This is a genomic window from Streptomyces sp. 150FB (genome assembly GCF_000818195.1).
Classification (GTDB): Bacteria; Actinomycetota; Actinomycetes; order Streptomycetales; family Streptomycetaceae; genus Streptomyces.
Genome location: NZ_JTHL01000001.1, coordinates 5,149,934 through 5,174,670 on the forward strand (window position 1 = coordinate 5,149,934; position 24,737 = coordinate 5,174,670).

21 protein-coding genes are annotated in these 24,737 nt (G+C 69.9%); 6 read left to right on the top strand and 15 right to left on the bottom strand.

What is annotated here, in order from left to right:
* Nucleotides 1-3 precede the first annotated feature (3 nt).
* Nucleotides 4-2,763, top strand: a complete 2,760-nt coding sequence (locus QR77_RS22065; RefSeq protein ID WP_040023827.1) for an alkaline phosphatase family protein — start codon at nt 4-6, stop codon at nt 2,761-2,763.
* Between the two features lie 296 nt (nt 2,764-3,059).
* Here the strand turns inward: QR77_RS22065 and QR77_RS22070 are convergent, their stop codons facing one another.
* The 7 genes from QR77_RS22070 to QR77_RS22100 all read right to left on the bottom strand — a co-directional run bounded on the left by QR77_RS22070 (nt 3,060) and on the right by QR77_RS22100 (nt 9,376).
* Complete coding sequence (locus tag QR77_RS22070; RefSeq protein ID WP_040023828.1) at nt 3,060-3,812, bottom strand: VOC family protein; 753 nt, start codon at nt 3,810-3,812, stop codon at nt 3,060-3,062.
* A 134-nt stretch (nt 3,813-3,946) separates the two neighbouring features.
* Nucleotides 3,947-4,873 (bottom strand): alpha/beta hydrolase, encoded by a 927-nt coding sequence (locus QR77_RS22075; RefSeq protein WP_040023829.1) that lies wholly within the window; start codon nt 4,871-4,873, stop codon nt 3,947-3,949.
* Between the two features lie 50 nt (nt 4,874-4,923).
* A complete protein-coding gene (locus tag QR77_RS22080) occupies nt 4,924-5,391 on the bottom strand; it encodes a MarR family transcriptional regulator (protein WP_040023831.1) in 468 nt (155 codons plus the stop codon).
* A 53-nt stretch (nt 5,392-5,444) separates the two neighbouring features.
* Complete coding sequence (locus QR77_RS22085; RefSeq protein WP_040023832.1) at nt 5,445-6,296, bottom strand: alpha/beta hydrolase; 852 nt, start codon at nt 6,294-6,296, stop codon at nt 5,445-5,447.
* Between the two features lie 93 nt (nt 6,297-6,389).
* On the bottom strand, nt 6,390-7,604 hold the full coding sequence (locus QR77_RS22090; RefSeq protein ID WP_040023834.1) for an MFS transporter: 1,215 nt from the start codon (nt 7,602-7,604) through the stop codon (nt 6,390-6,392).
* Nucleotides 7,605-7,762: 158 nt separating this feature from the next.
* Nucleotides 7,763-8,497: an SDR family oxidoreductase gene (locus QR77_RS22095; protein WP_040023836.1), complete on the bottom strand. Its 735-nt coding sequence runs from the start codon at nt 8,495-8,497 to the stop codon at nt 7,763-7,765.
* A gap of 384 nt (nt 8,498-8,881) precedes the next feature.
* Nucleotides 8,882-9,376, bottom strand: a complete 495-nt coding sequence (locus QR77_RS22100) for a MarR family winged helix-turn-helix transcriptional regulator (protein ID WP_052488966.1) — start codon at nt 9,374-9,376, stop codon at nt 8,882-8,884.
* Between the two features lie 123 nt (nt 9,377-9,499).
* On the opposite strand from QR77_RS22100, the gene QR77_RS43895 reads away from it, so the two are divergent.
* Nucleotides 9,500-11,710: a SpoIIE family protein phosphatase gene (locus QR77_RS43895; protein WP_236710766.1), complete on the top strand. Its 2,211-nt coding sequence runs from the start codon at nt 9,500-9,502 to the stop codon at nt 11,708-11,710.
* Here the strand turns inward: QR77_RS43895 and QR77_RS22110 are convergent.
* A complete protein-coding gene (locus QR77_RS22110; protein ID WP_107068967.1) occupies nt 11,647-12,543 on the bottom strand; it encodes a helix-turn-helix transcriptional regulator in 897 nt (298 codons plus the stop codon). The genes QR77_RS43895 and QR77_RS22110 overlap by 64 nt on opposite strands.
* A 153-nt stretch (nt 12,544-12,696) precedes the next feature.
* Between QR77_RS22110 and QR77_RS22115 the strand changes: the two genes are divergently transcribed.
* The gene (locus tag QR77_RS22115; protein WP_052489682.1) at nt 12,697-13,698 is read left to right on the top strand and encodes an SDR family NAD(P)-dependent oxidoreductase; all 1,002 of its coding nucleotides are present in this window, start codon (nt 12,697-12,699) and stop codon (nt 13,696-13,698) included.
* Between the two features lie 72 nt (nt 13,699-13,770).
* On the opposite strand, the gene QR77_RS22120 is transcribed toward QR77_RS22115, so the two are convergent.
* Entirely contained in the window at nt 13,771-14,673 is a 903-nt protein-coding gene (locus QR77_RS22120; RefSeq protein WP_040023838.1) for a TIGR03619 family F420-dependent LLM class oxidoreductase, read from the bottom strand.
* A 284-nt stretch (nt 14,674-14,957) separates the two neighbouring features.
* On the opposite strand from QR77_RS22120, the gene QR77_RS22125 reads away from it, so the two are divergent.
* Nucleotides 14,958-16,118 (top strand): hypothetical protein, encoded by a 1,161-nt coding sequence (locus QR77_RS22125; RefSeq protein WP_040023842.1) that lies wholly within the window; start codon nt 14,958-14,960, stop codon nt 16,116-16,118.
* Nucleotides 16,119-16,188: 70 nt separating this feature from the next.
* Here QR77_RS22125 and QR77_RS22130 read toward each other — a convergent pair whose 3' ends face one another.
* Nucleotides 16,189-17,061, bottom strand: a complete 873-nt coding sequence (locus QR77_RS22130) for a haloalkane dehalogenase (RefSeq protein ID WP_040023843.1) — start codon at nt 17,059-17,061, stop codon at nt 16,189-16,191.
* A 49-nt stretch (nt 17,062-17,110) separates the two neighbouring features.
* A complete protein-coding gene (locus QR77_RS22135; RefSeq protein ID WP_040023844.1) occupies nt 17,111-17,932 on the bottom strand; it encodes an NAD(P)H-binding protein in 822 nt (273 codons plus the stop codon).
* Nucleotides 17,933-18,043: 111 nt separating this feature from the next.
* Here QR77_RS22135 and QR77_RS22140 point away from each other — a divergent pair, with 111 nt between their 5' ends.
* On the top strand, nt 18,044-18,643 hold the full coding sequence (locus tag QR77_RS22140; protein ID WP_040023845.1) for a TetR/AcrR family transcriptional regulator: 600 nt from the start codon (nt 18,044-18,046) through the stop codon (nt 18,641-18,643).
* Here QR77_RS22140 and QR77_RS22145 read toward each other — a convergent pair.
* Together QR77_RS22145 and QR77_RS22150 are read right to left on the bottom strand one after the other, a co-directional pair.
* Nucleotides 18,640-20,346 (bottom strand): hypothetical protein, encoded by a 1,707-nt coding sequence (locus QR77_RS22145; protein WP_236710767.1) that lies wholly within the window; start codon nt 20,344-20,346, stop codon nt 18,640-18,642. The genes QR77_RS22140 and QR77_RS22145 overlap by 4 nt on opposite strands.
* Nucleotides 20,343-22,160 carry an NAD(P)/FAD-dependent oxidoreductase gene (locus QR77_RS22150; protein ID WP_040023846.1) on the bottom strand — a complete coding sequence of 606 codons (1,818 nt, stop codon included), beginning with the start codon at nt 22,158-22,160 and terminating at the stop codon, nt 20,343-20,345. Before QR77_RS22150 ends, QR77_RS22145 begins: the two co-directional genes overlap by 4 nt.
* A 132-nt stretch (nt 22,161-22,292) precedes the next feature.
* Here QR77_RS22150 and QR77_RS22155 point away from each other — a divergent pair, with 132 nt between their 5' ends.
* On the top strand, nt 22,293-22,880 hold the full coding sequence (locus QR77_RS22155) for a TetR/AcrR family transcriptional regulator (protein WP_040023847.1): 588 nt from the start codon (nt 22,293-22,295) through the stop codon (nt 22,878-22,880).
* A 35-nt stretch (nt 22,881-22,915) separates the two neighbouring features.
* Here the strand turns inward: QR77_RS22155 and QR77_RS22160 are convergent, their stop codons facing one another.
* Both QR77_RS22160 and QR77_RS22165 read right to left on the bottom strand, forming a co-directional pair.
* Nucleotides 22,916-23,776, bottom strand: a complete 861-nt coding sequence (locus QR77_RS22160; protein ID WP_040023848.1) for an ABC transporter permease — start codon at nt 23,774-23,776, stop codon at nt 22,916-22,918.
* Nucleotides 23,773-24,693: an ATP-binding cassette domain-containing protein gene (locus QR77_RS22165; RefSeq protein ID WP_040023849.1), complete on the bottom strand. Its 921-nt coding sequence runs from the start codon at nt 24,691-24,693 to the stop codon at nt 23,773-23,775. The genes QR77_RS22160 and QR77_RS22165 overlap by 4 nt, the downstream gene beginning before the upstream one ends.
* Nucleotides 24,694-24,737 lie beyond the last annotated feature (44 nt).

The following is a 24,737-nucleotide window of genomic DNA, read 5'->3' on the forward strand; positions in this document are numbered from 1 at the left end:
TCCATGCAGGTAACACGCCGCAGGCGTGTCGAGAAGCAGCGTTCAGGGCTTCTCAGCAGACGCATCGGTCGTATACCGCTGGTGACGGCAGGCGTCACCGCTGTCGCCGTCGCCGCCGCGGGCACCGCCTTCGCCCAGACGGACCAGTTCGGCACCCAGAAGGTGGGCCAGACCACCGCCAAGGGCCAGGTCATCTCCAGCGACCAGTACATCGCCCCGTACGGCGACCGGCTGGTCATCAACGACGGCAAGATCATGTCGTCCTCCGTCAGCCCGGACGGCACCCACCTCGCGGCCTCGGTCACCGACGGCGGCGGAGTGCTGTCGATCGTGGACCTGAAGACCTGGAAGACGCAGCAACTCGTTGGCAGCGGCGCGACGTCGGTGCCGCGCGTCACTGGCAACGACGTGGGCCAGGAAGGCCCCACGTACTCGCCCGACGGCAAGCAGTTGTGGCTGGGCCGGACCGACGGCTACACCAAGTTCACCGTCAACGCGGACGGCAGTGTCACCAACCCGGTGACCATCCCGATCCCGGCGGACGGCCCCAAGCACGCACTGGTCGGTGCGGCCGTGTTCTCGGCCGACGGCGCCACCGTGTACTCCGCGGTCAACGGCCAGAACCGCGTCATCGCCATCAACGCGGCGACCGGGGCCATCCAGCAGAGCTGGGCCGTGGGCAACGCCCCGCGCGGCATGGTCCAGGTCGGCGACAAGCTCTACGTCAGCAACGAGGGCGGCCGTCCGGCCAGGCCCGGCGAGACCACGATCAACTCGTACAACACCCAGGTACCCGCCGACCCGGTCACCGGCGCCACGACCACCGGCACGGTCAGCGTCATCAACCTGAAGAAGCCGGCCGCCGCTGTCGCGAGCATCACCGTCGGTCTGCACCCGACAGCGATGTACGCGAAGAAGGGCGCGGTGTTCGTCACCAACACGGCCACCAACGACGTGTCGGTCATCAAGACGGCCAACGACAAGGTCGTGCAGACCATCGCCACCCAGCCGTGGCCGGAGGCGTCGGTCGGCTACGAGCCCGACGCGGTGACGCTCACCGACGACGGCCACCTGCTGGTGACGCTCGGCCGCGCGAACGCCGTCGCCGTCTACCGGTACACGAGCCCGCAGGAGCCGGTCAGTTACGTCGGCCTGCTCCCGACGGACTACTTCCCCGCGGAGATCGCGACCGTCGGCAACCAGGTGGTGGTCTCCAACACCCGTGGTGTCGACGCCCTTCGCCCCACCACGGCGGCCGGGCACGGCACCCACGACACGACGTCGAGCCTGACGCGTTTCACGCTGCCCAGCGACAAGACCATCAAGTCCCAGACGGACAAGGTCTTTCAGCAGAACGGCTGGACCGACGGCTCGGTCAAGCTGGCCAACTCCAAGTCCAAGTCCAAGGCCCCGAAGCCGGTGCCGGTACCGGTCAAGCTCGGTGACCCCTCGACGATCAAGCACGTCTTCATGATCGTCAAGGAGAACCGGACCTACGACCAGGTCCTCGGCGACATCCCGCAGGGCAACGGCGACCCGTCGCTGACGCAGTTCGGCGAGAACGTGACGCCCAACCAGCACGCGCTGGCCGACCAGTTCGGCCTGTACGACAACACGTACGACATCGGCACGAACTCCGCCGAGGGCCACAACTGGCTGATGCAGGCCGACAACCCCGAGTACACCGAGTCCTCGGCCGGCGAGTACCTGCGCAGCTACGACACCGAGGACGACGCTCTCGGCCACCAGAAGTCCGGCTTCCTCTGGACAGGTGCGCAGGCGGCCGACAAGTCGGTCCGCGACTTCGGCGAGTTCCACCAGTTCCTGACCAAGCCGACCGGTTCGAGCTGGCAGAACCTGTACTGCGACTCCAAGAACATGAACGCGACGGGGCAGCCGTCCGCGTACTCCCTGGTCTCGTCCTCGCCGATCCCTTCGCTCAACAGCGTGTCGGTGCCCGCCTTCCCGAAGTTCGACACCAGCGTCCCGGACGTCTACCGGGAGCAGATCTGGCAGCAGGACTTCGAGAAGAACGGTCCGGCGAACCTGAACATGTTCTGGCTCTCCAGCGACCACACCGGTGGCCCCGCGAGCCCGGCCGCGCAGGTCGCCGACAACGACCTCGCTGTCGGCAAGATGGTCGACGAGATCTCGCACAGCAAGTACTGGAAGGACTCGGCGATCTTCGTCGTCGAGGACGACTCCCAGGCAGGCCTCGACCACGTCGACGGCCACCGTGCCCCGATCCAGATCATCAGCCCGTACGCCCAGCACGGCACCGTCGACAGCCACTACTACTCGCAGATCACCATGGTTCGCACGATCGAGCAGATCCTCGGGATCCACCCGATGAACCAGAAGGACAGCGCGGCCACCCCGATGACCGGGGCGTTCACCAAGAAGGCGGACCTCACGCCTTTCAACGCCCTGGCCAACCGCACCTCGCTGACCGACGGCCTGGCGACCCCGCCGTCCTGCGGTACGGACACCCCCGCGCCGCAGGACCCCAAGGCGGCGGCCGTGCCGACGGCCAAGGTCCCTGCCAACATGCGGACACTGGCCTCGCAGTGGGACACCTGGGAGTCGCAGCAGCGGCTGACCGGCCCCAACGCAGTGCCTGACTACGCCAACCCGGCGCAGATGAACCACCTGACCTGGTACGAGACGCACAACTGGGCGAAGCCGTACCCGGGCGAGAAGAAGATCTTCGCGCCCAAGGACGTGCCCGGCGGCTACATCCCGTCGGCCGAGTCCGACGGCTGATCCACGCGGATCGAGTCAGGACCGATTCAAGGAGGGGCCCCTGTCCGGCATCACCGCCGGGCAGGGGCCCCTTCCCCTTCCCGGTGCTTCCGCCAGGTCGCCGATCGGTACGGTCGGGCGCCAGGTGCACCAGGGTGTCGCCGAAGCGTTCGACGCCACCGAGGAGGCAGTGGCGCGAAGACGTCCGGTGCGTGGCCGACATGCTGCCCTCGTGGTGAGCGCGGTAGGTCCTGTCCGGCGGGTCTTCGTGGGTCAGCCCGGGGCGTCTGACGCGGCGCACGGACCGGTCGGCGTCGCTATCGCGGGGGCAGGACAGAGAACACACTGCCGTCGGGATCGGCCATCGCGATCCGGCCGGTGTCGTCTCGGCCTGCCTCGTCCCGCCCTGCCTCGTCCCGGTCGCTGTCGATTCGGGTCGCCCCCAGCGAGACGAGCCGGTCGACCTCCGCCCGCTGATCACCGCCGACCGGCGGGGCGACGTCGAAACGCAGCCGGTTCTTCCCCGGATTCGGCATCAGCGGCGGACCGCCCCACGTGATCTTCGGACCGCCGTGCGGTGAGCGGATCGCGGTCTCCTGGTCCTGGTCCCAGACCAACGGCCAGCCCAGCGCCTTGCCCCAGAAGTACCCGACCTCCTGCGAACCGTCGCACGCGAGCGCTCCGACGAAGCCGCACTCGGCAAGGAAGTTGTTGCCCGGCTCGATGACGCAGAACTCGTTGCCCTCGGGATCGGCGAGCACCACATGCCCCTCCTCCGGGCGTTGACCGACGTCGGTGTGCCGGCCGCCGAGTGCGAGCGTCGTCGCCACCGTCTGCCGCTGGTCATCGAGGGACGTGCTCGTCAGATCGAAGTGCAGCCGGTTCTGGGCGGTCTTCACCTCTTCCGTCGGGACGAAACGGAGCCGGAACCCGGTGTCGTCGCTCGGCAGGAGTGTGATGCCGTCGTGCGGATCCTCGGCCAACTCCCACTTCAGGAGGCCGGCCCAGAAGCGTGCGAGACGGAGCGGGTCGTTCGCGTCGAGGCAGAGGGCGAAGAGGTGAGAGGTCATTGCTGTACCGCGTCTCCTATCTGCCGGCCCATGGCCGCAGACAGGGCACGCCCCTCGTGCCCATGAGGAACGGACAGTAGGACGCCGGATCGGGCGACGCAACGGAAATAAAGCGGACGGCGACGGAGAAGGCGTCAGGCCGCTCTCGTGGTGGAGGTCCGGCGGTGGAGGAACTCGACCTCGGCCCGCAGGGTTTCGGAGAAGGCGGCGCCGCCCTGGTACACGTCGTAGTGCCCACCTGCGCTGCGCCGCAGTTCGGCGCCCGGCGCTCTGCGGGCGACAGCGAGGGCGGCGGGGACGGGTGCGACGCCGTCCTGCTCGGGCACGATCAGCAGGAGCGGCACCTGTACGGACGCGGCGCGTCGTACCGGCCGACGCCAGAAGAAGCCGAGCAGCGAACGCGCGGTGACACGGTCGTTCCAGGGGGTGCCGTCCTTCGGGGTCAGCAGCTCCTTCCCGTACGTCGCGCTCCGCGTGGTGTCGAGGGCGAGCCCGCCGGTTTCCGCGTGGCCGGGTACGTAGATCGGCGGCCGGCCGGCCAGGGAACCCAGGCGGTCGAGGACGGCCAGTGCGAAGAGCCGGACGCCGGCCCTGGGTTCGGACATCCGGGCCGCCGCCAGGCCGTCGGTGAGCGGCGCTTGGGCGATAGCCGCGGCCAAGCGCCGGTCGGCCATGGCGAGTTCGAGGATGTGCAGCCCGGCGAAGGAGGTCCCCCAGGCGATGATCCGGCGCGGGTCGACGAACGGCTGCTCGGCCGCCCAGCCGATGACGGTGCCGTAGTCCTCGCGCTGGCGTACCACCGACAGCCATTCGCGGGGCTGTCCGCCGGAACCCCCGGCGTTGCGGTAGTCGAGGACGACGGCGACAAAGCCCTCGTCGCGGAAGCGCTCGGCGTACGGTTCGAGCCCTCCCGCCTTGACGCCTCCGATGCCGTGGGCCATCACCACGGCGGGGCGGGGTACGTCGCTCTCGGGCCGGTAGACCCACGCTTCGATCGTGTCACCCGACGCCGTGGGAATCCGGACCGTGGCGCGTCGGGGAGAGGTGCGGTCGGGGGACATGGCGGTGATCGCCTCCCTTGTCGTCGACCCGAGGCCGTCCCGGCTCCGCTTCAGGAGGAGAGCAGCGAGAGGGCCAGTTGCCTCAGGGTCTTCTGGAGGACCAGGGCTTCCTGCTCCGACAGTCCTGCCGCGGCGTGGATCTCGTCGGGGACACGCTGTGCCGTGCCCCGCAACTGTTCTCCGGACTCGGTGAGTCGCACGATCACGGACCGTTCGTCCGTGGTGCTGCGGGTGCGCGTCACGAGCCCGGCGCTTTCCATGCGTTTCAGGAGCGGCGAAAGCGTCCCCGTATCGAGCCGGAGGAGCTGCGAAATGCGCCCGACGGGAAGTTCCCCGTTCTCCCACAACGTGATCATGACGAGGTACTGGGGATAGGTGAGCCCCGTGTCCTTGAGCGCTCTGCGGTACACGTCTCCGAAGGCGCGGGAGGCATTCTGCAGATCGAAGCAGAGATGCAGGTCGAGGCGGAGGGGGTCCGCCTCGACCTCGGAGGGCACGGGGGGCGAAATCTCAGACATACGGAAAGCGTACTACTAAGTAGCGCGCAACTTATAAGTACGATCCACCGGGCTCACTCGGCGGTCGCGTGGGCGGCCTGTTCGATCACCTTCGCGACGAGGTCCGGGTGGGAGACGGGCACGGCGTGGGAGGAGTTGACCCGCGTGACGTGCGCGTGGGCGCGCTTGGCCATGAATTCCTGTGCGGCCGGGGGAATGTTGAGGTCCTGCTCGGTGATGATGGACCAACTGGGCTTGGTCTGCCAGGCGGCGGCTGTCGCCTTCTCGTCGAGTGCGGCGGCGTTGATGGGCCGCTGGGTGGCCTCCATGAGGGCGGCCTTGTCCGCGGGTACGTCGGCGGCGAACTGGTGGTGGTACTGGTCGGCCTTGAGGTAGATGTCGGTGCCCTTGGTTCCGTCGGGCAGCGTGTAGGGCACGGGTTCCACGTTCTGGGCGAGTGTGCTGCCGGGGAACTGGCCGATCAGTTGGTTGGCGCTCTCGCCCACCGCGGGGATGAGGCCGGCTGCGTAGACGAGCGCCTTGACCCTGGGCTCGTCCACTCCGGCCTGGGTGATGGTCTCCCCGCCGTAGGAGTGGCCCACCAGGATCACGTCGCCCTTGGTGTGGTCGATGACGCTGCGCAGGTACGCGGAGTCGTCGGCCACCCCGCGCAGCGGGTCGGCGGGGGCGATGACCGGGTAACCGTCGTGCTGGAGCCGCTCGATGACGCCGTTCCAGCTCGACGCGTCGTCGAGAGCGCCGTGCTCCAGCACGATGGTCGGCTTCGGCCCCGCCCGGTGCGAGTCCGTGGCCGAAGCGGTCATGCCGAAGGTGAGGACGCCGGCGGCGGTGAGTGCGAGGGCGCCCGCACCGGCGGCCACTCCGCGACGCAGGGACCGGGAGTGCTTGAGCGAGGCGACGTTCATGAGGTGATCCTTCTCGGGTAACTGCCGGGGAAGCGGGGCCCCGTGCTCGGCTCCCATGAAGGTATGACACAACTTAGTTGTGCACAACCCATGTCATTGTTCGGTAAGAACTCCACGATCCTGCTCGGCACGTGCCTGCGAATCCGGACCTGTGGGCTTGCGGCTGTTGTTGTGGTCGAGGCGGCCCGCGGTGAGGGCGATGGCCAGGCCTACGGTGGCGAGGGCCGCTCCGACGAGTGCGGTGGAGGTCCAGCCCCAGCCCGCGGCGATGCCTGCTCCGGCCAGCCAGACGCCGCCCGCGTTGGCGAGGTTGAAGGCGGAGTGGTTGGAGGCCGCGGAGAGGGTGGGGGCGTCGGACGCGGCGCGGATGACCATGGTTTGCAGGGGGGCGGTCATGAGGAAGCCGACGGCGCCGAGGACCACGACCATGGGCAGGGCGATCCACAGGATGTGGGCGGTGAAGTAGAAGACCACCAGGGCGGCGGCCAGGCCGCCGAGGGCGGCGTACGCGGTGGGGCGGGCAGCCCGGTCGGTGAGGGGGCCGGCCGCGGCGACACCGATGGTCATGCCGACTCCGGCGAGGGCGAGGATCCACATGACGGAGGACTCGCTCAGGCCCATGACCTGGGTGGTGATGGAGGAGAGGTAGGCGTACAGGGCGAAGACCCCGGCGAAGCCGAAGACGGCGGTGGCCAGGCCCAGCAGTACCTGGGGCTTGCGCAGGGCGCGCAGTTCGCGGCGCAGGCTCTGCTGGGGCTCGACGGGCGCGTAGGGGATGAGGAGGGCGAGGGCGGCTATGGCGAGGACGCCGATGCCGGTGACGACGAGGAAGGTGGCGCGCCAGCCGAGATCCTGGCCCAGGACGGTGGCGGCGGGGACGCCGACGATGTTGGCGAACGTCAGGCCGAGGAGGACGGTGGCGATGGCGCGGCCTTCGCGGCCCTTGGGCGCGAGGCGGGCGGCGACGACGGAGCCGGCGCCGAAGAACGCTCCGTGGGGAAGTCCGGAGACGAACCGGCCGCCCAGCGCCCAGCCGAAGGTGGGCGACAGGGCGGACATCAGGTTGCCCGCGACGAAGATGCCCATCAGCAGGATGAGGAGGTGCTTGCGCGCCATGCGCACGCCGATGACGGCGAGGAGCGGCGCTCCGACGACGACGCCCAGGGCGTAGGCGGAGACGAGGTTGCCCGCGGTCGGGACGCTGGTGTGCAGGTCGTCGGCGACGTTCGGCAGCAGGCCCATGATGACGAATTCGGTGGTGCCGATACCGAAGGCGCTGATGGCGAGGGCGAGGAGTGCCAGTGGCACGGTAATGACCTTTCACGCTGGCGCGGGGTGTGGGGCTGGGGATGCGTGCCTGGCGCGGGCGGGCTTACGGGCTTCCGGGCCTGCGGGTCTGCGGCCATACGGGCCTGCGGGCTTACGCGCGGGGGAATGGCGCCGCCCGGGCCAGGCGTCGGAGCAGGTCAGCCGATGGCGGGGCGGCCGCCGGCGACCTCCAGGAGTGCGCCGGTGATGTAGCTGGCGCGGCTGGAGGCGAGGAAGGTGACGGCTGAGGCGACTTCCTCGGGTTCGGCGATGCGGCGCATGGCGGTGGTGTCGGCGACGGCCTTGAGGGTGACGGCGTCCATGGCGTCGGTGCCGGGGGTACGGGTCGGGCCGGGGGACACGGTGTTCACGCGGACTCCCTGTTCCGCGTACTCGGCAGCCCAGATCTGGGTGAGCTGTTCGAGGGCCGCCTTGGAGGCCGAGTACATGCCGGTGCCCTTGGTGGGAACGGCGGCCGCGAGGGTGCTGATGTTGACGATGGAACCGCGGCCGCGCTGGACCATGCCGGGTGCGAGGGCCTTGACCAGCAGGTAGGGGGCCTTGGTGTTGAGGCTCATGTGGAGGTCGAAGAGGTCCTCGGTCATGTCGGACGTGGGCAGGAACTTGTAGATGCCCGCGTTGTTGATGAGAACGTCGACGTCGCCTGCTTCGTAGGCCAGGCGCTTGATGTCGTCGGCGTCGGCGAGGTCGGCCCCGAGGAACCGGGCCCTGCCGCCGGCGGCTTCGATCTCGGCCACGACGGAGGCGCCCCGCTCGGCATCGCGGCCGTGGACGATGACTTCGGCGCCGTCCTGCGCCAGTTGCACGGCAACGGCCCGGCCGATGCCCGCGGTGCCGCCTGTGACGAGGGCCGTGAGTCCCGACATACCCATGGTGCGTTCCTTCTCTTCGTGGTGAGTGGTGGACCCGGGCGGTCGCACGAGGTGCCGCGCCGAAGCCATCCAGTGTCCTTCATTATTGAAGGTTCCTGTTTCGATGACGGTAACGACGGGTGCTCTCGTCGCATTCCCGGCCTGCCCGGCGACCTCTCACTAATTGAAGGACCCTACTACATGGGTGTGTCCTGTCATGAGAACGTTGGCTTCACTGAGGGTGGCTACTCCAATGGCCTGGAAGGAGGCAGGCCGGCTGACGCCGCTTCGATGGTCGCGGCGTGGAGCGGGTGCGGAGTCCCTGGGCGCGTGTGCGGGCTGCGCCGCGATGTCAGGCGCAGGACGTGGACGTGGGCGTGGACGTGGACGTGGGCGGCGCTGGGCTCAGCGCTCGGCCTTGGCGTCCACCTGCGGGGCCAGGTCGGCGACGCGGTCCAGCAGGCCGACGAGCTGGGCGTAGTCCGCCTCGGTCAGCGCTTCGCGCAGTCCGTGCTCGATGCGCTGGGAGAAGCTCTTGGCCGCGGCGGCCCGCTCCTCGCCGGAGGAGGTGAGAGACACCAGCATCACCCGGCCGTGGTCGGGGGACGCGTGGCGTTCGACCAGTCCCTTGGCCTCAAGGTTCTTCACGATGCCGGTCATGGTCTGGGAGGTGACCAGCGCCTCCTTGGACAGTTGCGTGCATGACTTCGCCGCGCCGCCCGTGAGGTAGCCGAGCACCTTGCACTGCGCCTCGGTGATGTCGAGATCGCGCACCCCGTGCGCCTTCCGGGCCACGATCGCCTGCTCGGCCCTCTTCATGTGGAAGCTGAGCATGCTGGCGGGGGCGACCGGAGCGGACCGGGCGTCAGCCGTCGCGTGACTGTTCCGCTGCTGGGCCATCGCCGGACCTGCCTCTCTCGATACCGCACTAAAGCATAACGCTTCATGATTGAAGGTTCCTGCACTCGGCTCCGACGAGAGGCCGTAAAGTGGGATAATTCGGTTGAAGCAGGGCAGTGCGACGTGGGTGAGGCAGGTGAGGGCGTGCGCGAGGACGAGGACGAGAACGGCGTCGCGGCAGCGGAGGCGGCGGCACACCTCGACCAGCTCCTGGACCGCACCGCGTACGACGTCGGCGCTCACATCGGGGCCATGTATCTCCAGGTCCCGGAGCGGCAGGTGCTCCAGATGAACACCGTGACCGGGGCACCCAGAAGGCTGGCGGCGCCCTGGACCCGGCTGGCGATGGCGACGCCGGGGCCGGTGCCCGAAGCGGTCCACTCGGGGACCCCGGTTTGGCTCCCTGACCAGCAGGAAATGGCTCGCCGCTTTCCGCGTGGCGCGCTCGCCTTTCCGTACTCCGTCGCCATGTACGTCGTCCCGCTGGTGCTCGACGGAGTCAGCCGCGGCGCTCTGATGCTGATGTGGCCCGGCAGCCGCCCGGGGCTGTCCGCCGTCGAGCAGGAGCGGATCTGTACGGCCGCCGACGAGATGGCCGAGGCGCTGCGGCGCGCCGACGCCCGGGGCCGGCCGCTGCTTCCGAGGGACGAGCCGCTCGTCATGGAGCCGCCTCCGGCCCGGCACGCCGAGCCCGCCGCCGCCCTCGCGGAACGCTTCACCGAGGGCTTCGTCGCGCTCGACCTGCGTGGCCGGGCGACCTACCTCACCGACCGGGCCGTCGAGTGGCTCGGCCGCGACCGCGTCGAGCTGCTGCACGCCGAACTCTGGGACGCGCTCCCGTGGTTGAGCGATCCGGCGTACGAGAACGCTTTTGTCGCCGCGCTCTTCAGCCGTCAGCCCACCGGGTTCGCCGCCCGCAGGCCGGACGGCGTATGGCTGTCGTTCCTGCTCTACCCGGACGCCACCGGCATCAGTGTGCGTGTCAGGCCGGGGGACGCCCCCGACAGCCGGCAGAAACCGGCCGAGGACACACTGCCCACCGTGCCTGCCCGCGCCGGCACCCTCTTCCACCTGCTGCACCTGGCCTCCGCCCTCACCGAGGCGACGGGTGTCAGCGAGGTGGCCGAGTCGCTCATGGACCAGATGCGGCCCGCTCTCAGCGCCGAGGGGCTGGCGCTCCTGGTCGCCGAGGAGGGGCGGCTGCGGGTGGTGGGCTCACGCGGTTTCCCGCCGGAGATGCCGGAGTACTTCAACGGGCTGACGATGTCGAGCCAGACCGAGGGCATCAGGACCATGGAGACCGGTGTCCCGGGCTTCCACAGCACCAACGCCGAGTTGGTGCGCGCCTTTCCCCAGCATCGGCACTACCGGGAGATGACAGCCTTCGCCTTTCTGCCGCTGACGGTCTCGGGCGGAACGTTCGGCTGCCTGGTGCTGGGGTACGACAAGCCGCGGCCCTTCCCCCCGGACGAACGCGCCGAACTCACCTCGCTGGCCGGGATGATCGCGCAGGCGATGGAGCGCGCCCGGCTCTACGACGCCAACGCCCAGGTGGCACGCGGTCTTCAGGACGGGCTGCTGCCGCGCGGCCTGCCCCGGGTGCCCGGCCTCGCGGTCGCGGCACGCTACCGCCCGGCGACGCACGCCCTGGAGGTGGGCGGCGATTTCTACGACCTGATCGACCTCGGTGCGGACGGCGCGGCGGCGGTGATCGGCGACGTCCAGGGGCACAACGTCCAGGCCGCCGCCCTGATGGGCCAGATCCGTACGACCGTGCACAGCCACGCCAGGACGGGTGCGCCGCCCGAGCAGGTCCTCGCGCGCACCAACCAGTTGCTCCTGGAGCTGAACACCTCCCTCTTCTGCAGTTGCCTCTACGCCTGCATCGACGTACCCGGGCATAGCGTCGCGCTGACCTCCGCCGGCCACCCGCCACCGATCCTGCGCCACCCCTCGGGCCGTACCGAAGTGCTCGACCTGCCGCCCGGGCTGCTTCTCGGCGTGCAGGAGGAGGCCTGCTTCGAGACGGTCGAGGCGCCCCTGCCGCCCGGCGCCCTGCTGGCCCTCTACACGGACGGTCTCGTGGAGCGGCCCGGCACCGACCTCGGGCTCTCCATCGACCTGCTGGCCGACCAGCTCGCCGAGGCGCAGGACGAGCCGCTGGACATGCTCGCCGACAGGATCGTCAAACGCGCGGAGGAGACGGTGGTGCCGCGCAGCAGTGACGACATCGCGCTGCTGCTGGTGCGGCGCGACATGGCGGGGAAGGTTCAGTCGGTGGGAGCGGGGAGCGCGGGGAGTGCGGGGAGTACGGACGGCCGCACTGCGGGCTGACGTGTCGCGAGGCCGGAATCGGTCGGGTGCGACAGCAGGGTGAGGGACTCCTCCGCCGCGCTGCCGGGTGCCGCGTGGAAGAGGACGAGGACCTGGTCCTCCGTCCCGATGACCGCGAGTTTCTCGTAACTCAGCTCCATCGGGCCCACCAGCGGATGGTGCAGGACCGCCGAACCGCTGAGCCGGGGCCGGGCGTCGTGCAGCGACCACAGGCGGCGGAAGTGTTCGCTTCGCACCGACAACTCGCCGACCAGTTCCGCCAGATACGGATCCTCCGTCTCCGGACCCGCCAGGGCGCGCAGCGCGGCGACCGATCCCGCCACGATGCCCTCCCAGTCGTCCCGGTACAGGTTTCGGACCTCGGGGTCGAGGAAGGCGGCGCGTACGGCGTTCACCCCTGGCGTGTGGCTGGGCGACAGGGCGGTGGCGAGCGGGTTGGCGAGCAGGACGTCCTGATGGCCGTCCAGTACCAGCGCGGGCAGGTCGGTACGTGACATGACCAGGCGGGCCAGGCCCGGAGCAACCGGTTCTTCACGTCGCCGGGGCGCCGGGCGGCGTACGGGCCCCGCGAGCCGTCGCAGATACGCGGAGGCGTCCGCGTCCAGCATCAGCACGCGGGCGAGCGCCTCCAGCACCTGGTCGGAGGGGTGTTGGTCGCGGCCCTGCTCCAGGCGCAGGTAGTACTGGGCGGAGATACCGGCCAGATGGGCGACTTCCTCGCGGCGCAGCCCGGGCACGCGCCGACGGTCACCGCGTGTGAGACCGACGTCCTCGGGTTGGATCAGGTCCCGCCTGGCGCGTAGGTATTCCCCCAGTTTGTTGGTCCGGCGCATGTCATCAACCGTAAACGTTCACGGCCGCGCCATCCTGTCCCTGCCACTACCAGTGACAGCGGGGATCTGGCTGCGCTCGTCCGGCGGCCGGAGACTGCCATGGACCGCCCGCCTGCCCGACAGGTCGGCGACGTCGATGAGAACAGGACCGTGATGACCGCCAGTAATTCCCGCTTCACAGATCGCTTCACAGATCGCTTGTCCGAACGCTTCACCACCCCCTTCACCCGCGAGTCCACCGCCGACGACGTCCTCGCGGGCGTCGACCTCTCCGGCAAGCGCGCCGTGGTCACCGGCGGCGCCTCCGGTATCGGCGCGGAGACAGCGCGGGCCCTGGCCGCCGCCGGGGCGGCGGTCACTCTCGCCGTACGCGATCCGGCGGCCGGTCAGCGGGTGGCCGCCGAGATCACCGCCAGGACCGGCAACGCGCGTGTGTCCGTGGCGCCGCTGGAGCTGACCGACACCGCGTCCGTCGCGGCGTTCGCCTCCGACTGGCACGGCCCGCTGCACATGCTCGTGAACAACGCCGGGGTGATGGCGCTGCCGGAGCTGCGCCGTACACCCGAGGGCTGGGAGTACCAGTTCGCCGCGAACCACCTCGGGCACTTCGGTCTTGCCCGCGGCCTGCACACCGCTCTGGCCGCCGCGGGCGGAGCACGTGTCGTCGCGGTCAGTTCCAACGCGCACCTCCGGTCGGGGATCGTCTTCGACGACATCCACTTCGAGAGGCGCGCGTACGACCCCTGGCTCGCCTACGGCCAGTCGAAGTCGGCGAATGTCCTGTTCGCCGTCGAGGCGACCGAGCGGTGGGCCGAGGACGGCATCGTCGCCAACGCCTGCATGCCGGGCGGCATCCACACCAAACTTCAGCGCCACCAGTCGGAAGACGCGATGACCGACGAGGTCAGGAAGGTGTTCGACACCTACCCGTGGCGCACCCCCGAGCAGGGGGCCGCCACGTCGGTGCTGCTCGCCGCCTCACCTCTGCTCGACGGCGTGGGCGGCCGCTACTTCCAGAACTGCGAAGAGGCGTTTCCGTACGACGCGGAGGCCGCGGCCGACTCCCTGGAACCGGCGATGGTCGCCCCGCACGCCCTCGACCCGCAGGACGCGGCCAGGTTGTGGGACGTCTCCGCCGGGATGCTCGCGAGGTGAGGCGGTGACGCCCGGGACGCCCGGGACGCGAGCGGCGGGGCGAGTGGCGGGGCGGGTGCTCCGGGCCTGCTGTCAGCCCTTGTTGACGAGGGCGAGGATGTCCGTGGCGCGGCGAAGAGCCTGGTCGACGCTTTTGTCCTCGTACATGCTGTCGACCATCACGTGGTCGATCCCCGTGCGCTCCTGAACCGTCTTGATGGCCGTGGCCACCTGCTCCGACGTCGCTCCGGGATCCATGTTGACGCGCAGCACGGTGTCGATCGCCGCCGGTTCGCGCCCGGCCTCACGCGCCAACTGGTCGATGACCGCCCGCTGTTGGATGAGACCGTCGATGTCCAGCCAACTCGGCACGACACCCAGCGGCAGCCAGCCGTCTCCCCGCTCCGCCACCCTCCGCAGGGCCCGCTCGGAGAGCGCGCCCAGGTAGACCGGCGGACGCGGCTTACGCGCCGGCTTGAGGGGCGAGTGGTGGGCGGGCACCGACAGGTGCTTGCCCTCGTACGACGCGGGATCCGTGGTCCAGATGGCGTCCAGCGCGTCGAGCAGTTCGTTCATCCGGGCGCCGCGAGTCGCGAAGTCCAGGCCGGCCGCCTCGTACTCCTCCGGCGACCAGCCGATCCCGAACCCCGGCAGCAGCCGGCCTCCGCTGATCAGGTCGATGGTCGTCAGCGACCTGGCGAGCTGAACCGGGGGATAGAGCGGGGCCACGAGGATGTGGGAGCCCAGCAGCACATGCTCGGTGGCGCTCGCCGCTATGCCCAGGAGGACGAACGGGTCGGCTGACGGGTTCAGTTCGGCGGGGATGGTGTTTCCCTGGCCGCCGTAACCGATTTTGGGGTGGACGGCGGCGAGATTGCGGTCCCCGACCCACAGACTGGCGCCGCCCGCCCGCTCTATCTCGCGCGCGAACTCGGCGGTGCGCGCCACCTCGAAGGCCTGCTTGTTGAACTGCGGCAGGCTGAATCCGACCTTCATGCGTTTTCCCTTCACAACGACTGGGACCGTTGCCGTACTCACAACAGCCTTACGTCACAACACTCGTACGTCACTGGTCCGCGCGAACGCACCAACGCGAACGCGCGAACACAGCACGCCACGCCACTTTAAGCTTCAACGTTTCTCGCGGAGTGGGGTGTTGAGCCGCGTGTCGGCGCCGGTCTGCCCCCGGCCACCTGGAGGTCTGCCCCTCCCGACCTCCCGGTGCCCTGTCGGGCCGGAATAGAGTGGGCCGCCAAAGCATGGGGAGCAGAGGGAGTATCGTGCGCGCGCAGCAAACCCGTACCGCCGCCCGGGCAGGTGAGAAGACGCGGGCCCGCCCGTCGTCGGTGCGGGGCACCACCGCGGACCGGCTCCTCACGCTCCAGCGCACCGTGGGGAACGCCGCTGTGGCCAAGGCCGTTCAGCGGGAGCGGCAGGAGCGGCAGGACCGCGCCCCGGCTGAACCGGTGATCCAGCGCGCCGTCTGGACGTTCAACGCGAGCACGAAGACGAACAACGGCCTCGGGCAGGACTCGGGTCAGTGGTTCGACGAGAACGGCCAGTCCAAGAGCTCGAAGGACCTGGGGGTCGACACGAAGAAGGCCCACCACGGCGACAAGTTCGACGAGGACACGAGCCACCACCACAGCAGCGGAAACATCAAGTTCTCCAAGAAGGGGACCATCCCCGACCAGGAGTACCCGAAACGCGAGACCGGGACCCGCCACGCGGTGGTCGAGGCCAAGCAGAAGATGGCAGCGGCGATAGCCATGCTGCGGGCGGCGCGCGACACTCCGACCGGACCGGTGCTGGCGGCTCTCAAGTCCGGGTTCCCCGCCTTCCAGACCGCGCAGCCCCAGCAGATCGGCGAACTCGTACCACGGATCACCGAGGTGCTGGAACGCGTGCAGAAGGGCCTGAACGCACAGGGCGCGGAGATCGCCCTCGTCGGGCAGGACGCGTCACCCGGCCCGGATGTGGCCGGCTGGGTCAAGCCCAGCGTGGGCGACCTCGCCACCCGCGTGAAGAACCCCAATCACCTGCGCAGCGAGAAGCTTCCGTCCACGGACACCGGGCGCTCCGGCCCGATCCACCTGACGAAGAAGGGCGAGGAGGCCTGGACCATCATCCACGAGGCCACCCACCGCTTCGCCGGAACGCTGGACTACCAGTACAGCCCGCACTCGCACGAGATCACCGAGGACCGCGCCCACGCCGGCCTGGCGCCGCTCCTGCCCCCGGCCGACGCGGCGGCACGGGAGAGCGAGATGCTCGGCAGGCGCACCGCCCGCGACTCCAAGACGTACTCGGGCCAGAGCGAGGCGGCGCACCCCAAGAAGCAGGCGAACTGGTACGCCATGGGCCGCCGGGCGCTGATGAACGCCGACTCCTACGCACAGTTCGTGCTGGCGGCGACCGGCAGCCCGATGCCCAGGAGCTGACGGACGACCGGCGGCCCGTCAGCCACCGGCCCGTCAGCCACCGGCCCGTCAGCCGGTGACCCCGCATCGGTCAGCCGCGGTCGGCCTGGCCGCGCAGTCGGTCCACCCAGGCTGACAGGGCCCGGGCGATCAACAAGGGCTGGTCCTCCGGTGTGTGGTGTCCGGCGACCGCCTCGAAGCGTTCGATCTCCAGGTCGGCGATGTTCGCCGCACACCAGTCGATGATGCCCTCGTGCATCATCGTCCCCGGCCCGGGCGCGAACGTCAGGAGCAGCTTGGGCACGCCCGTATCGGCCTTCAGCCACCGGTCGTACGCCTCGATCCTGGCCACCACGTCGGCGGGCTCGCCGCCCAGCGGCATCGAGCGGGGCCACCGCAGCAGCGGCAGTCTGCTCTCCCGCGTCGGGTACGGCTCGCGGTAGACATCGAGGTCGCGCGGGGAGAGAGGCGTGGCGCAGGAGCCGGGCAGACCCTGCTCGATGAAGGCGTTGTCGTCCAGGATCATGGCCTCCCCGACGCCGTCCGTCTTGATCGCCCGGAAGAGCTGTCGGCCGCCTTCGGGGAACTCCTCCCAGGTCATCGGCTTGACGATGGTCTCGGTGAACGCGATGCCACGGACCCGGCGCGGGTGGCGGGCCGCCCAGTCGAAGGCCAGCGCGCCGCCCCAGTCGTGCCCGACCAGGATCACGTCCTGGAGGCGGAGGGCGTCGAACCAGGCGTCGAGATAGCGGGCGTGGTCGGCGAAGGTGTAGGCGATCCCGGGTTTGCCGGACAGGCCCATGCCGATGAGGTCGGGCGCCAGCAGCCGTCCGGGGCCCATCGCCGGCATGACGTCGCGCCACAGGTACGAGGAGGTCGGGTTGCCGTGCAGGAAGACGACGGGGGCCCGGGTGCCGGACTCCCGGTGGTACATGGCCGAATCGAGGATCCGCTGTTGGGGCATGGTCAGTCCCTTCCCGGAGCGCGAGGTCCCGGAGCACGAGGCGGCCGGCTCATCGGAAGGCTGCTGCGTTTCGGGCCGCCCAGGCGGCAAAGGTGTACGGCGCCCGGCCCAGCACGCGTTGTACGTCCGGGCTGACCCGCTGCTCGTCCTCGGTCGGTGCGCCCAGGATGGACAGGGTGCCCTCGACCACGGGCAACGGCATGAACCGCGCCATCAGTTGATAGGCCTCTTCACGGGTCTGCTCGGTGAAGCGCACCGGTTCGCCCAGTACGGCCCCGATGGCCGCCGCCCGCTCGCGCGGGCTGATCGGTGCCGGACCCGTCAGGGTGTACACAGCCCCGTGATGGGTGTCCGCGCGCAGGACCTCGGCCGCCACCGCCGCCACATCCTCGGGGTCCACGAACGGCAGGCCGACGTCCCCGAAGGGCGCCGCCACCTCCCGCCCCGCGCGGATCGACTCCGCCCAGGCGAAGGCATTGCTGCTCATGCCGCCCGACCGCAGCACCGTCCAGTCGAGCCCGGAGCCCCGCACCGCCGCCTCGAACAGCAGCGGGTGCCGGTACGCGTCGGGGCGGGTGCCCGCGCCCTGCGAGGACAGCAGCACCACCTCGCGGATGCCGGCGGCCTTCGCCACGTCGAGGATGGAGCCCGGGTCCTCGCCCGCCACCAGCAGGAACAGGGCCGTCGCTCCCTCGAACGCGGTACGCAGACCGGCCGGTTCGGCCAGGTCGGCGGCCACCGCCCGTACGCCCGGCGGCACTTCGGCCTCGGTGATGTGCCGGGCCAGGGCCGTCACCGGTACGTGTGCGTCGGTCAGTATCCGTACCAGCGCCCGTCCGACGTTCCCGGTCGCACCCGTCACAACGATCATGTCGATCTCTCCCCCATGGACAGGACTCAGCCATAAGTCAGTTGGCTGACTCACTTGATGGACGAGAACCTAGCACGGTTCGAGCACGGGTCGGTCGCTATAGTTAGTCGGGTGACTGACTCAAAGAAACTCCGGCGCCCCCGGACGGACGCCACCGCCAAGCGGCGGCGTCTGGTGACAGCCACCGCCCAGGTCCTGCACGAACAGGGCGTGGAGCGCACCACCATCGCCGACATCGCGCGGGCCGCCGACGTCCCGGTGGGCAACGTCTACTACTACTTCAAGACCAAGGACGAGTTGGTCGAAGCCGCCCTCGCCGAACACACCAAGCAACTGGACGCCCTCACCGCGCGACTGGACCAGCTCCCCGACCCGCGCGAGCGCCTCAAAGGGCTGATCGGCGCGTGGATCGGTCAGCGCGACACGACGGCCCGTTACGGCTGCCCCACCGGCACCCTCGCGGTCGAGCTCGACAAACGGGCCGAAGGCGGCCTCGACCTCGCGGTGGGCCAGGTCATCCGGCACCTGCTGGACTGGGTACGGCAGCAGTACCGCCAACTGGGCCTGACGGACGCGGACGACCTCGCGCTGACGTTCATCGGCGCGTACCAGGGCATGTCGTTGCTCTCCAGCGCCCTGCGCGACCCGGAGATCATGACCCGCGAAGGGGCCCGCCTCATCCGCGAACTCGACGCCCTGGCCCAGGATTAGCCGGCGACCGGGACGGGCGTCAGCCGCAGTACCGTTCCCTCTCCGTTGGCCGACAGGAGCAGCGAGCCGTCCGGGGCCGCCGTGAGGCCCGCGTACGGGCGGGGTGAGCCGGGCATGCCGTGGGTGAACAGGGCTGGTTCGGTGCGGGGCTTCGTACCTGGTGGTGGTCCGACCGCCAGGTTCTCCGCCTCGGTCCTGATCACTCCCGTGGTGAGGGAGATCGCCAGCAGCCTGCGCCCTTCGGTGTCCACGGTGAACAGCTCGTCGTTCACGAGCGTGAGACCTTGTGGCGCGCCAAGTCCCGCTGCCACGACCGTCGTTCGGCCGTCGTCGATACGGAGCACCGCACCGAGCCGGTCGTCGCTGACGTAGCAGCGCTGCTCGGCGTCGAGGACGACGTCCACCGGGTGCTGGAGCCCTGCGGCCAGCTCGGTCACGGTGTCGTCCGCCGCGTCGATGGCCAGCACCCGGCCGCCGCCCGCCTCCGCGACGACGAGTGTGCCGTCGGCTCGCGCTGCGATGCCCAGCGGTTGGTCGAGCCCGATGGCGCGCACCTGGCTGGTCCTGCGCTCGGGGTCGTACGTGCGCACGTCGCCGTACTGCGAGGTGAGGTGCAGCAGCCCGTTGTCGGCGGTGATGCCGTGGCAGAAGGTGAGCAGATCGTGCGTGGTCACACCGCCCTGGCCGCTCTCGGCCGTCCCGTCCGCCGCAGTGGGTTCCGGATGCGCGAGACGGTAGTGGTCGGCCAGGTGCACCGTGCCGCCGAGGTCGATCGTCACCCCGAAGGGGCCGACGAGGCCGCCGCGCACGATCTCGCGGGTCCGGCCGTCGGGCGCCATCTCCGTCACCCCGCCGCTCGCGTAGCTGGAGACGAACATCCGGTTCTCCGCGTCGAACGCCGCGTTGTCCAGACCGGCGACGCCGCTGGTCACAAGCGTGCGGGAGCCGCTGCCGTGCAGGTCGATACGGGTCACCACACCGGCCACCCCGCGCGACAGGACCAGCAGCACGCCGCCCTGGTCGAAGCGGACCGCGACCGGTTCGTGCACGTCCTCGGCGACCAGCTCAGGGGCGCCGCCGTTGACCGGTATCCGCCAGACCTGGCCGGTCATCATGTGGGGGTAGTACAGGCAGCCGTCCGGGCCGACCTGCATCGCGTTGCCGAGCGCCAGCCCCTCGGTCAGCACCAACGGGTCCCGGCCGTCGGGGAACAGCTCCAGCAGACGTCCGTTCATCTTCATCTCGTTGACGAAGAGCCGGTCGCCGACGCAGGTGATCCCGTTGGGTACCTTCACCTCCTCGGAGATCAGGGTGTAGGCGCCGTCGGGACTCCGGCGCCAGACCCGGCCGGGGACCAGGTCGGCGATGTACATCGAGCCGTCCGCGCCGAAGGCGAGGTCGTCCGGCGACTGCACGGGGCCGTCCATCGGCACCACCACCTCGACCTCGCCGGTGGCGGTGTCGACGGCGCTGATCTGTCCGGCCAGGAACTGGGCCGCGTACAGCCGCCCGTCGGGTCCGAAGGACACGCCGTTCGAACCCCACAGCGGGTTGGGGCTGTTGAGCCTGCGCGCCGACCAACGGGCGCTCGTGGTGGGCTGATCGGCGTCGCTCGTACCGAAGCGGTTCGCGCTGAGGCGGTTCGTGCCGGAGCGGTTCGTACCGAGACGGTTAGCACCGGGGCGGTTCGCGTCGCCCGTCACTCGGCACCGACCACGACATCGTCCATGCCGCCTTCCTCGCGCCAGCGTTGGAGCAGCGCGTGGAAGGCGATCGGGCCGTCGCCGTACCGCTGGCCGCGCTCCCTGGGCTTGCCCTCGTTGTTGTAGTAGCCGGGGGTGCATTCGGCGTGGAACGCGTACAGGTCCGGCGCGTTCTCGCTGATCGTGGCGACCCAGCCGGCTTGGGCCTCCTCGGTCGGCTCGACGTAGCGCGCCTCGCGCTTGCGCGCCTCCCGGACGACCTCGGCGACATGGACCGCCTGTTCGTCCAGGATGTGTACGTAGTTGACGGCGCTGGCGTTCTGGAGCGGGCCGAGCTGGAAGAGGTTCGGGAAGCCGTGGCTGTAGAAGCCGTGCAGCGTCTTCGGACCGGCGCGCCACGCCTCGCCCAGGAGGCTGACGCCGTCCCTGCCGTACACCGGGAGCCGTCCGGACAGCAGCCCCGAGGCGCCGACCTCGAAACCGGTCGCGAAGATGATGCAGTCGACGGGGTATTCGACGCCGCCGACCACGACGGAGTCCTCGGTGATCCGCTCCACACCGTGGCTGTCGGCCGTGTCGACGAGCGTCACGTTGGGCCGGTTGAAGGTCTGGAGGTACGAGTCGCTGAACGTCGGCCGCTTGCACATGTACCGGTACCAGGGCTTGAGCAGCTCGGCCGTCGCGGGGTCTTCGACGACCGTCTCCACCCGGGACCGGATCTCTTCCATCTTCTGGAAGTCGGCCAGCTCGTAAAGGCGTTCGCGCTCCTCGTCCGGGATCTCCGCGTACGCCTGGGTCGGGATCAGCTTCTGCTGGAGCCGGGCGCTGCTCGTCCAGCCGTCGGACACCAGGTCCTCGTCCTCCTGGCCGCCGGTGACCAGCGCGAGGAAGTTGTCCCGGCGGCGCCGCTGCCAGCCGGGGGTCAGCGATTCGGCCAGCGCGGGATCCGTGGGGTGGTTGTCGCGCACGTCGACCGAGGAAGGGGTGCGCTGGAACACGTAGAGGTGCTCGGCATCGGCGCCGAGGTGCGGAACACACTGGATCGACGTCGCGCCGGTGCCGATGAGCGCGACCCGCTTGTCTGCGAGCTTGCTCAGCTTCCCGTCCGCGCTGCCGCCGGTGTAGTCGTAGTCCCAGCGGCTGGTGTGGAACGTATGGCCGCCGAAGGTCTCGATGCCGGGGATGCCCGGGAGCTTCGCCTGGCTGAGCGAACCGCTGGAGATGACCACATGGCGCGCCCGCATGCGGTCTCCGCGATCCGTGCTGACCAGCCACTCCAACGCCGCGTCGTCCCAGCGGAGTTCGGTCACCTGGGTCTGGAAGCAGGTGTCGCGGTAGAGGTCGAAGTGGCGTCCGATCGCGCGGGCGTGCTGCCGTATCTCCTCGCCGGGCGCGTACTTCCACTTCGGGAGGTAACCGACCTCCTCCAGCAGGGGCATGTAGATGTACGACTCGATGTCGCAGTGGATTCCCGGGTACCGGTTCCAGTACCAGGTCCCGCCGAAGTCGCTGCCCTTGTCGACCATGCGGATCGACTCGACGCCGGCCTCGCGCAGACGCGCCCCGGCGAGCAGACCGCCGAACCCGCCGCCGATGACGACGACTTCGACCCGGTCCTCCAACGGCTCGCGGTCCGCCGTGCGTTCCGCGTAGGGGTCGTCGGCGTAGTAGCCGAACTCCCCCTCGGCGCGCTGGTACTGCCCGCTGCCCTCCGGGCGGATCCGGCGTTCGCGCTCGGCGCGGTAGCGGGCGCGGAGAGCGTCCATGTCGAGGGAGCCGGCAGGGATGGGCGATGAAGCGTGGGGGGCGGACATAGGTGTCCTTGTCCTCTCCGAAGTGGGTCTCGGCCGGGCCGAGTTCGGGAGCGATCAGCTTCACAGAATCTTTCCCAGTGCGCAAGTTTGCCCAATGGGCAAATGGCGCGTTCTCGCGTATCCTCATCCGCGATGACTACCGGCCTGCGCGAACGCAAGAAGGCGGCGACCCGCCAGGCGCTGCACGCTGCCGCCGTGCAGCTCGCCGCCGAGCACGGGGTCGAGAACCTCACGGTCGAGGCCATCGCCGATGCCGCGACCGTGTCCCGGCGTACGTTCTCCAACTACTTCGCCAGCAAGGAGCAGGCGCTGCTGCACGGGGACAGGTCGCGTACCGCCCGGCTGGTCGAGCTGATCCGCGCCCGTCCCGAGCGGGAGTCCCTGAAGACGGCGCTCATCGGAGCCGCCGAGCAGTACGCGGCCGAACGCGCCGCTGATCCGTGGGACGAGAAGTACTACCGCGCCCTGCGCCTGCACCCCGCGCTGCTCCAGGAGTTGGTCGCCACCTACGCGGCCGGCGAGCAGGACCTCGCTGAAGCGATCGAGCAGCGGCTCCCCGTCACCGGCCTGGACAATCCGGTGCGGGCGCAGGTACTCGCGGCGACCTTCCTCGCCGTCCTCCGCGTGGTCGGACAGGCCGCGGTGGACGACGGAGGCGAGCAGAACTTCGTGGACCTGATCCGCCAGGCCATGAGCATTACGCGTGACGGCTTCCGCTGAGCGGTACGTTCACAGGTCCCCACCGCCACCACGTGTCACACGTCGCGGCGCCGTACGACGACCACCGCGAGCGCGACCGCGACCAGCGGCCAGAGCACGTACACGGTCCAGGACCCGGGGACCGTGGCGGTGAACGTGTGGGATCCGGGCATCGCTCCCCAGTTCTGGACCAGGCGCCTCCAAGCGGTGGACACCATCGCGTGGTTGAGGTCGGCCGACCAGCGCCTGCTGGGCGAGAAGAGCGTCGGCAGCATCAGCAGGGTGAAGGCGCTGGTCACCATGGAGGTGGCGCTGTGCCGGATCAGGACGCCGAGGCCCAGGCCGGTCAGTGCGCAGACCGGGGCCAGCAGCGCGGACGCCACCAGCGCCCTGAACACTCCGGGGTAGCCGATCGGGACCCCGGAGTTCGTCGCGTCGAGGACGGCTTGGGAGACGAAGAAGGAACCGATGGATATGACCGCCCCGACCACGGTCCAGAGCGCGGCGACGACGACGGCCTTGGCCAGGACCACCGAACCCCGGGCAGGCACGGCCACGGTGGTCGCCCGGATCAGGCCGCTGCTGTACTCGCTCACGACGGCGACGGCGCCGATGCTGCCGGCGACGAGCATCAGCGCCGTGTATCCGGCGGGCGGAAAGGCGTCGAACGGCAGGAAACCGTTGGGCCCTTGGGCGCCGGGCCCGGCGTCGGCGAGGTTCTCGTTGTACGCCAGCGCCGACACGGCGGCTGATCCGATCACGAACAGGATGGTGACCGCGATCGTCCACGGTGTGGAGCGCAGCGACCGTATCTTGATCCACTCGGCGGCGAGCAAGTCACCGAAACGGGCGGCGGCCGGAGCGGTGGCGAGTGTGGGTACGAGGGTGGCTGCGGGTGTGGGTACGGGTGTCGTCATCGCGGCTGTCCTGCCAGGTATTCGACGCTGTCGGCGGTGAGTTCCATGAACGCTTCCTCCAGTGAGGCGGGCCGGGTGGTCAGCTCGTGCAGCACGATCCGGTGGTCGAGGGCGAGCGCTCCGATCCGGTCGGCCGGTAGCCCGGTCACGGCGAGCCTCTCGGTGCCCGGTGAGCCTTCCGGCTCGACCGAGGCTCCCGCCGCGGTCAGCACCGCTGCCAGCTCGGCGGCCTGCGGTGTGCCGACCACGACCCCGATACGGGTGCCGCGCCCGGCGAACTCCCGTACGGACTCGGCGGCGATGAGCCGGCCCCGGCCGATGACAACGAGCTGATCGGCGGTGTTCTCCATCTCCGACATCAGGTGGCTGGAGAGGAAGACCGTACGGCCCTCGGCGGCCAGCCGCCGGAACAGGCGGCGCACCCACAGCACCCCCTCCGGGTCCATCCCGTTGATCGGCTCGTCGAACATCAGCACAGGCGGGTCGCCGAGCAGGGCGGTGGCGATTCCGAGCCGCTGCTTCATGCCGAGCGAGAACCCGCCGATACGGCGGTTCGCCGCCTCGGCCAGCCCCACTTCGCTCAACACCTCGGCCACCCTGCGCTGCGGGAGGCCGTTGCTGCGGGCGAGCGCGGACAGGTGGGCGGCGGCGCTGCGTCCGCCGTGCACCTGGTTGGCGTCGAGGAGGGCGCCGACGTGCCGCAGTCCGCGTCGGTGGTCGCGGAAGGGGACGCCGCTGACGGTGGCGGCGCCACCGGTGGGTGTGTCCAGGCCGAGGATCATGCGCAGGGTGGTGGTCTTGCCGGCTCCGTTGGGGCCGAGGAACCCGGTGACCTGGCCGGGCCGCACGGTGAAGGACAGATGGTCGACAGCGGTCTTGCCGCCGTAGCGTTTGGTGAGTTCGCTGACTTCGATCACAACGGCAACACTGCCGGGAGGATGCCTTACGGACATGGGGCCGT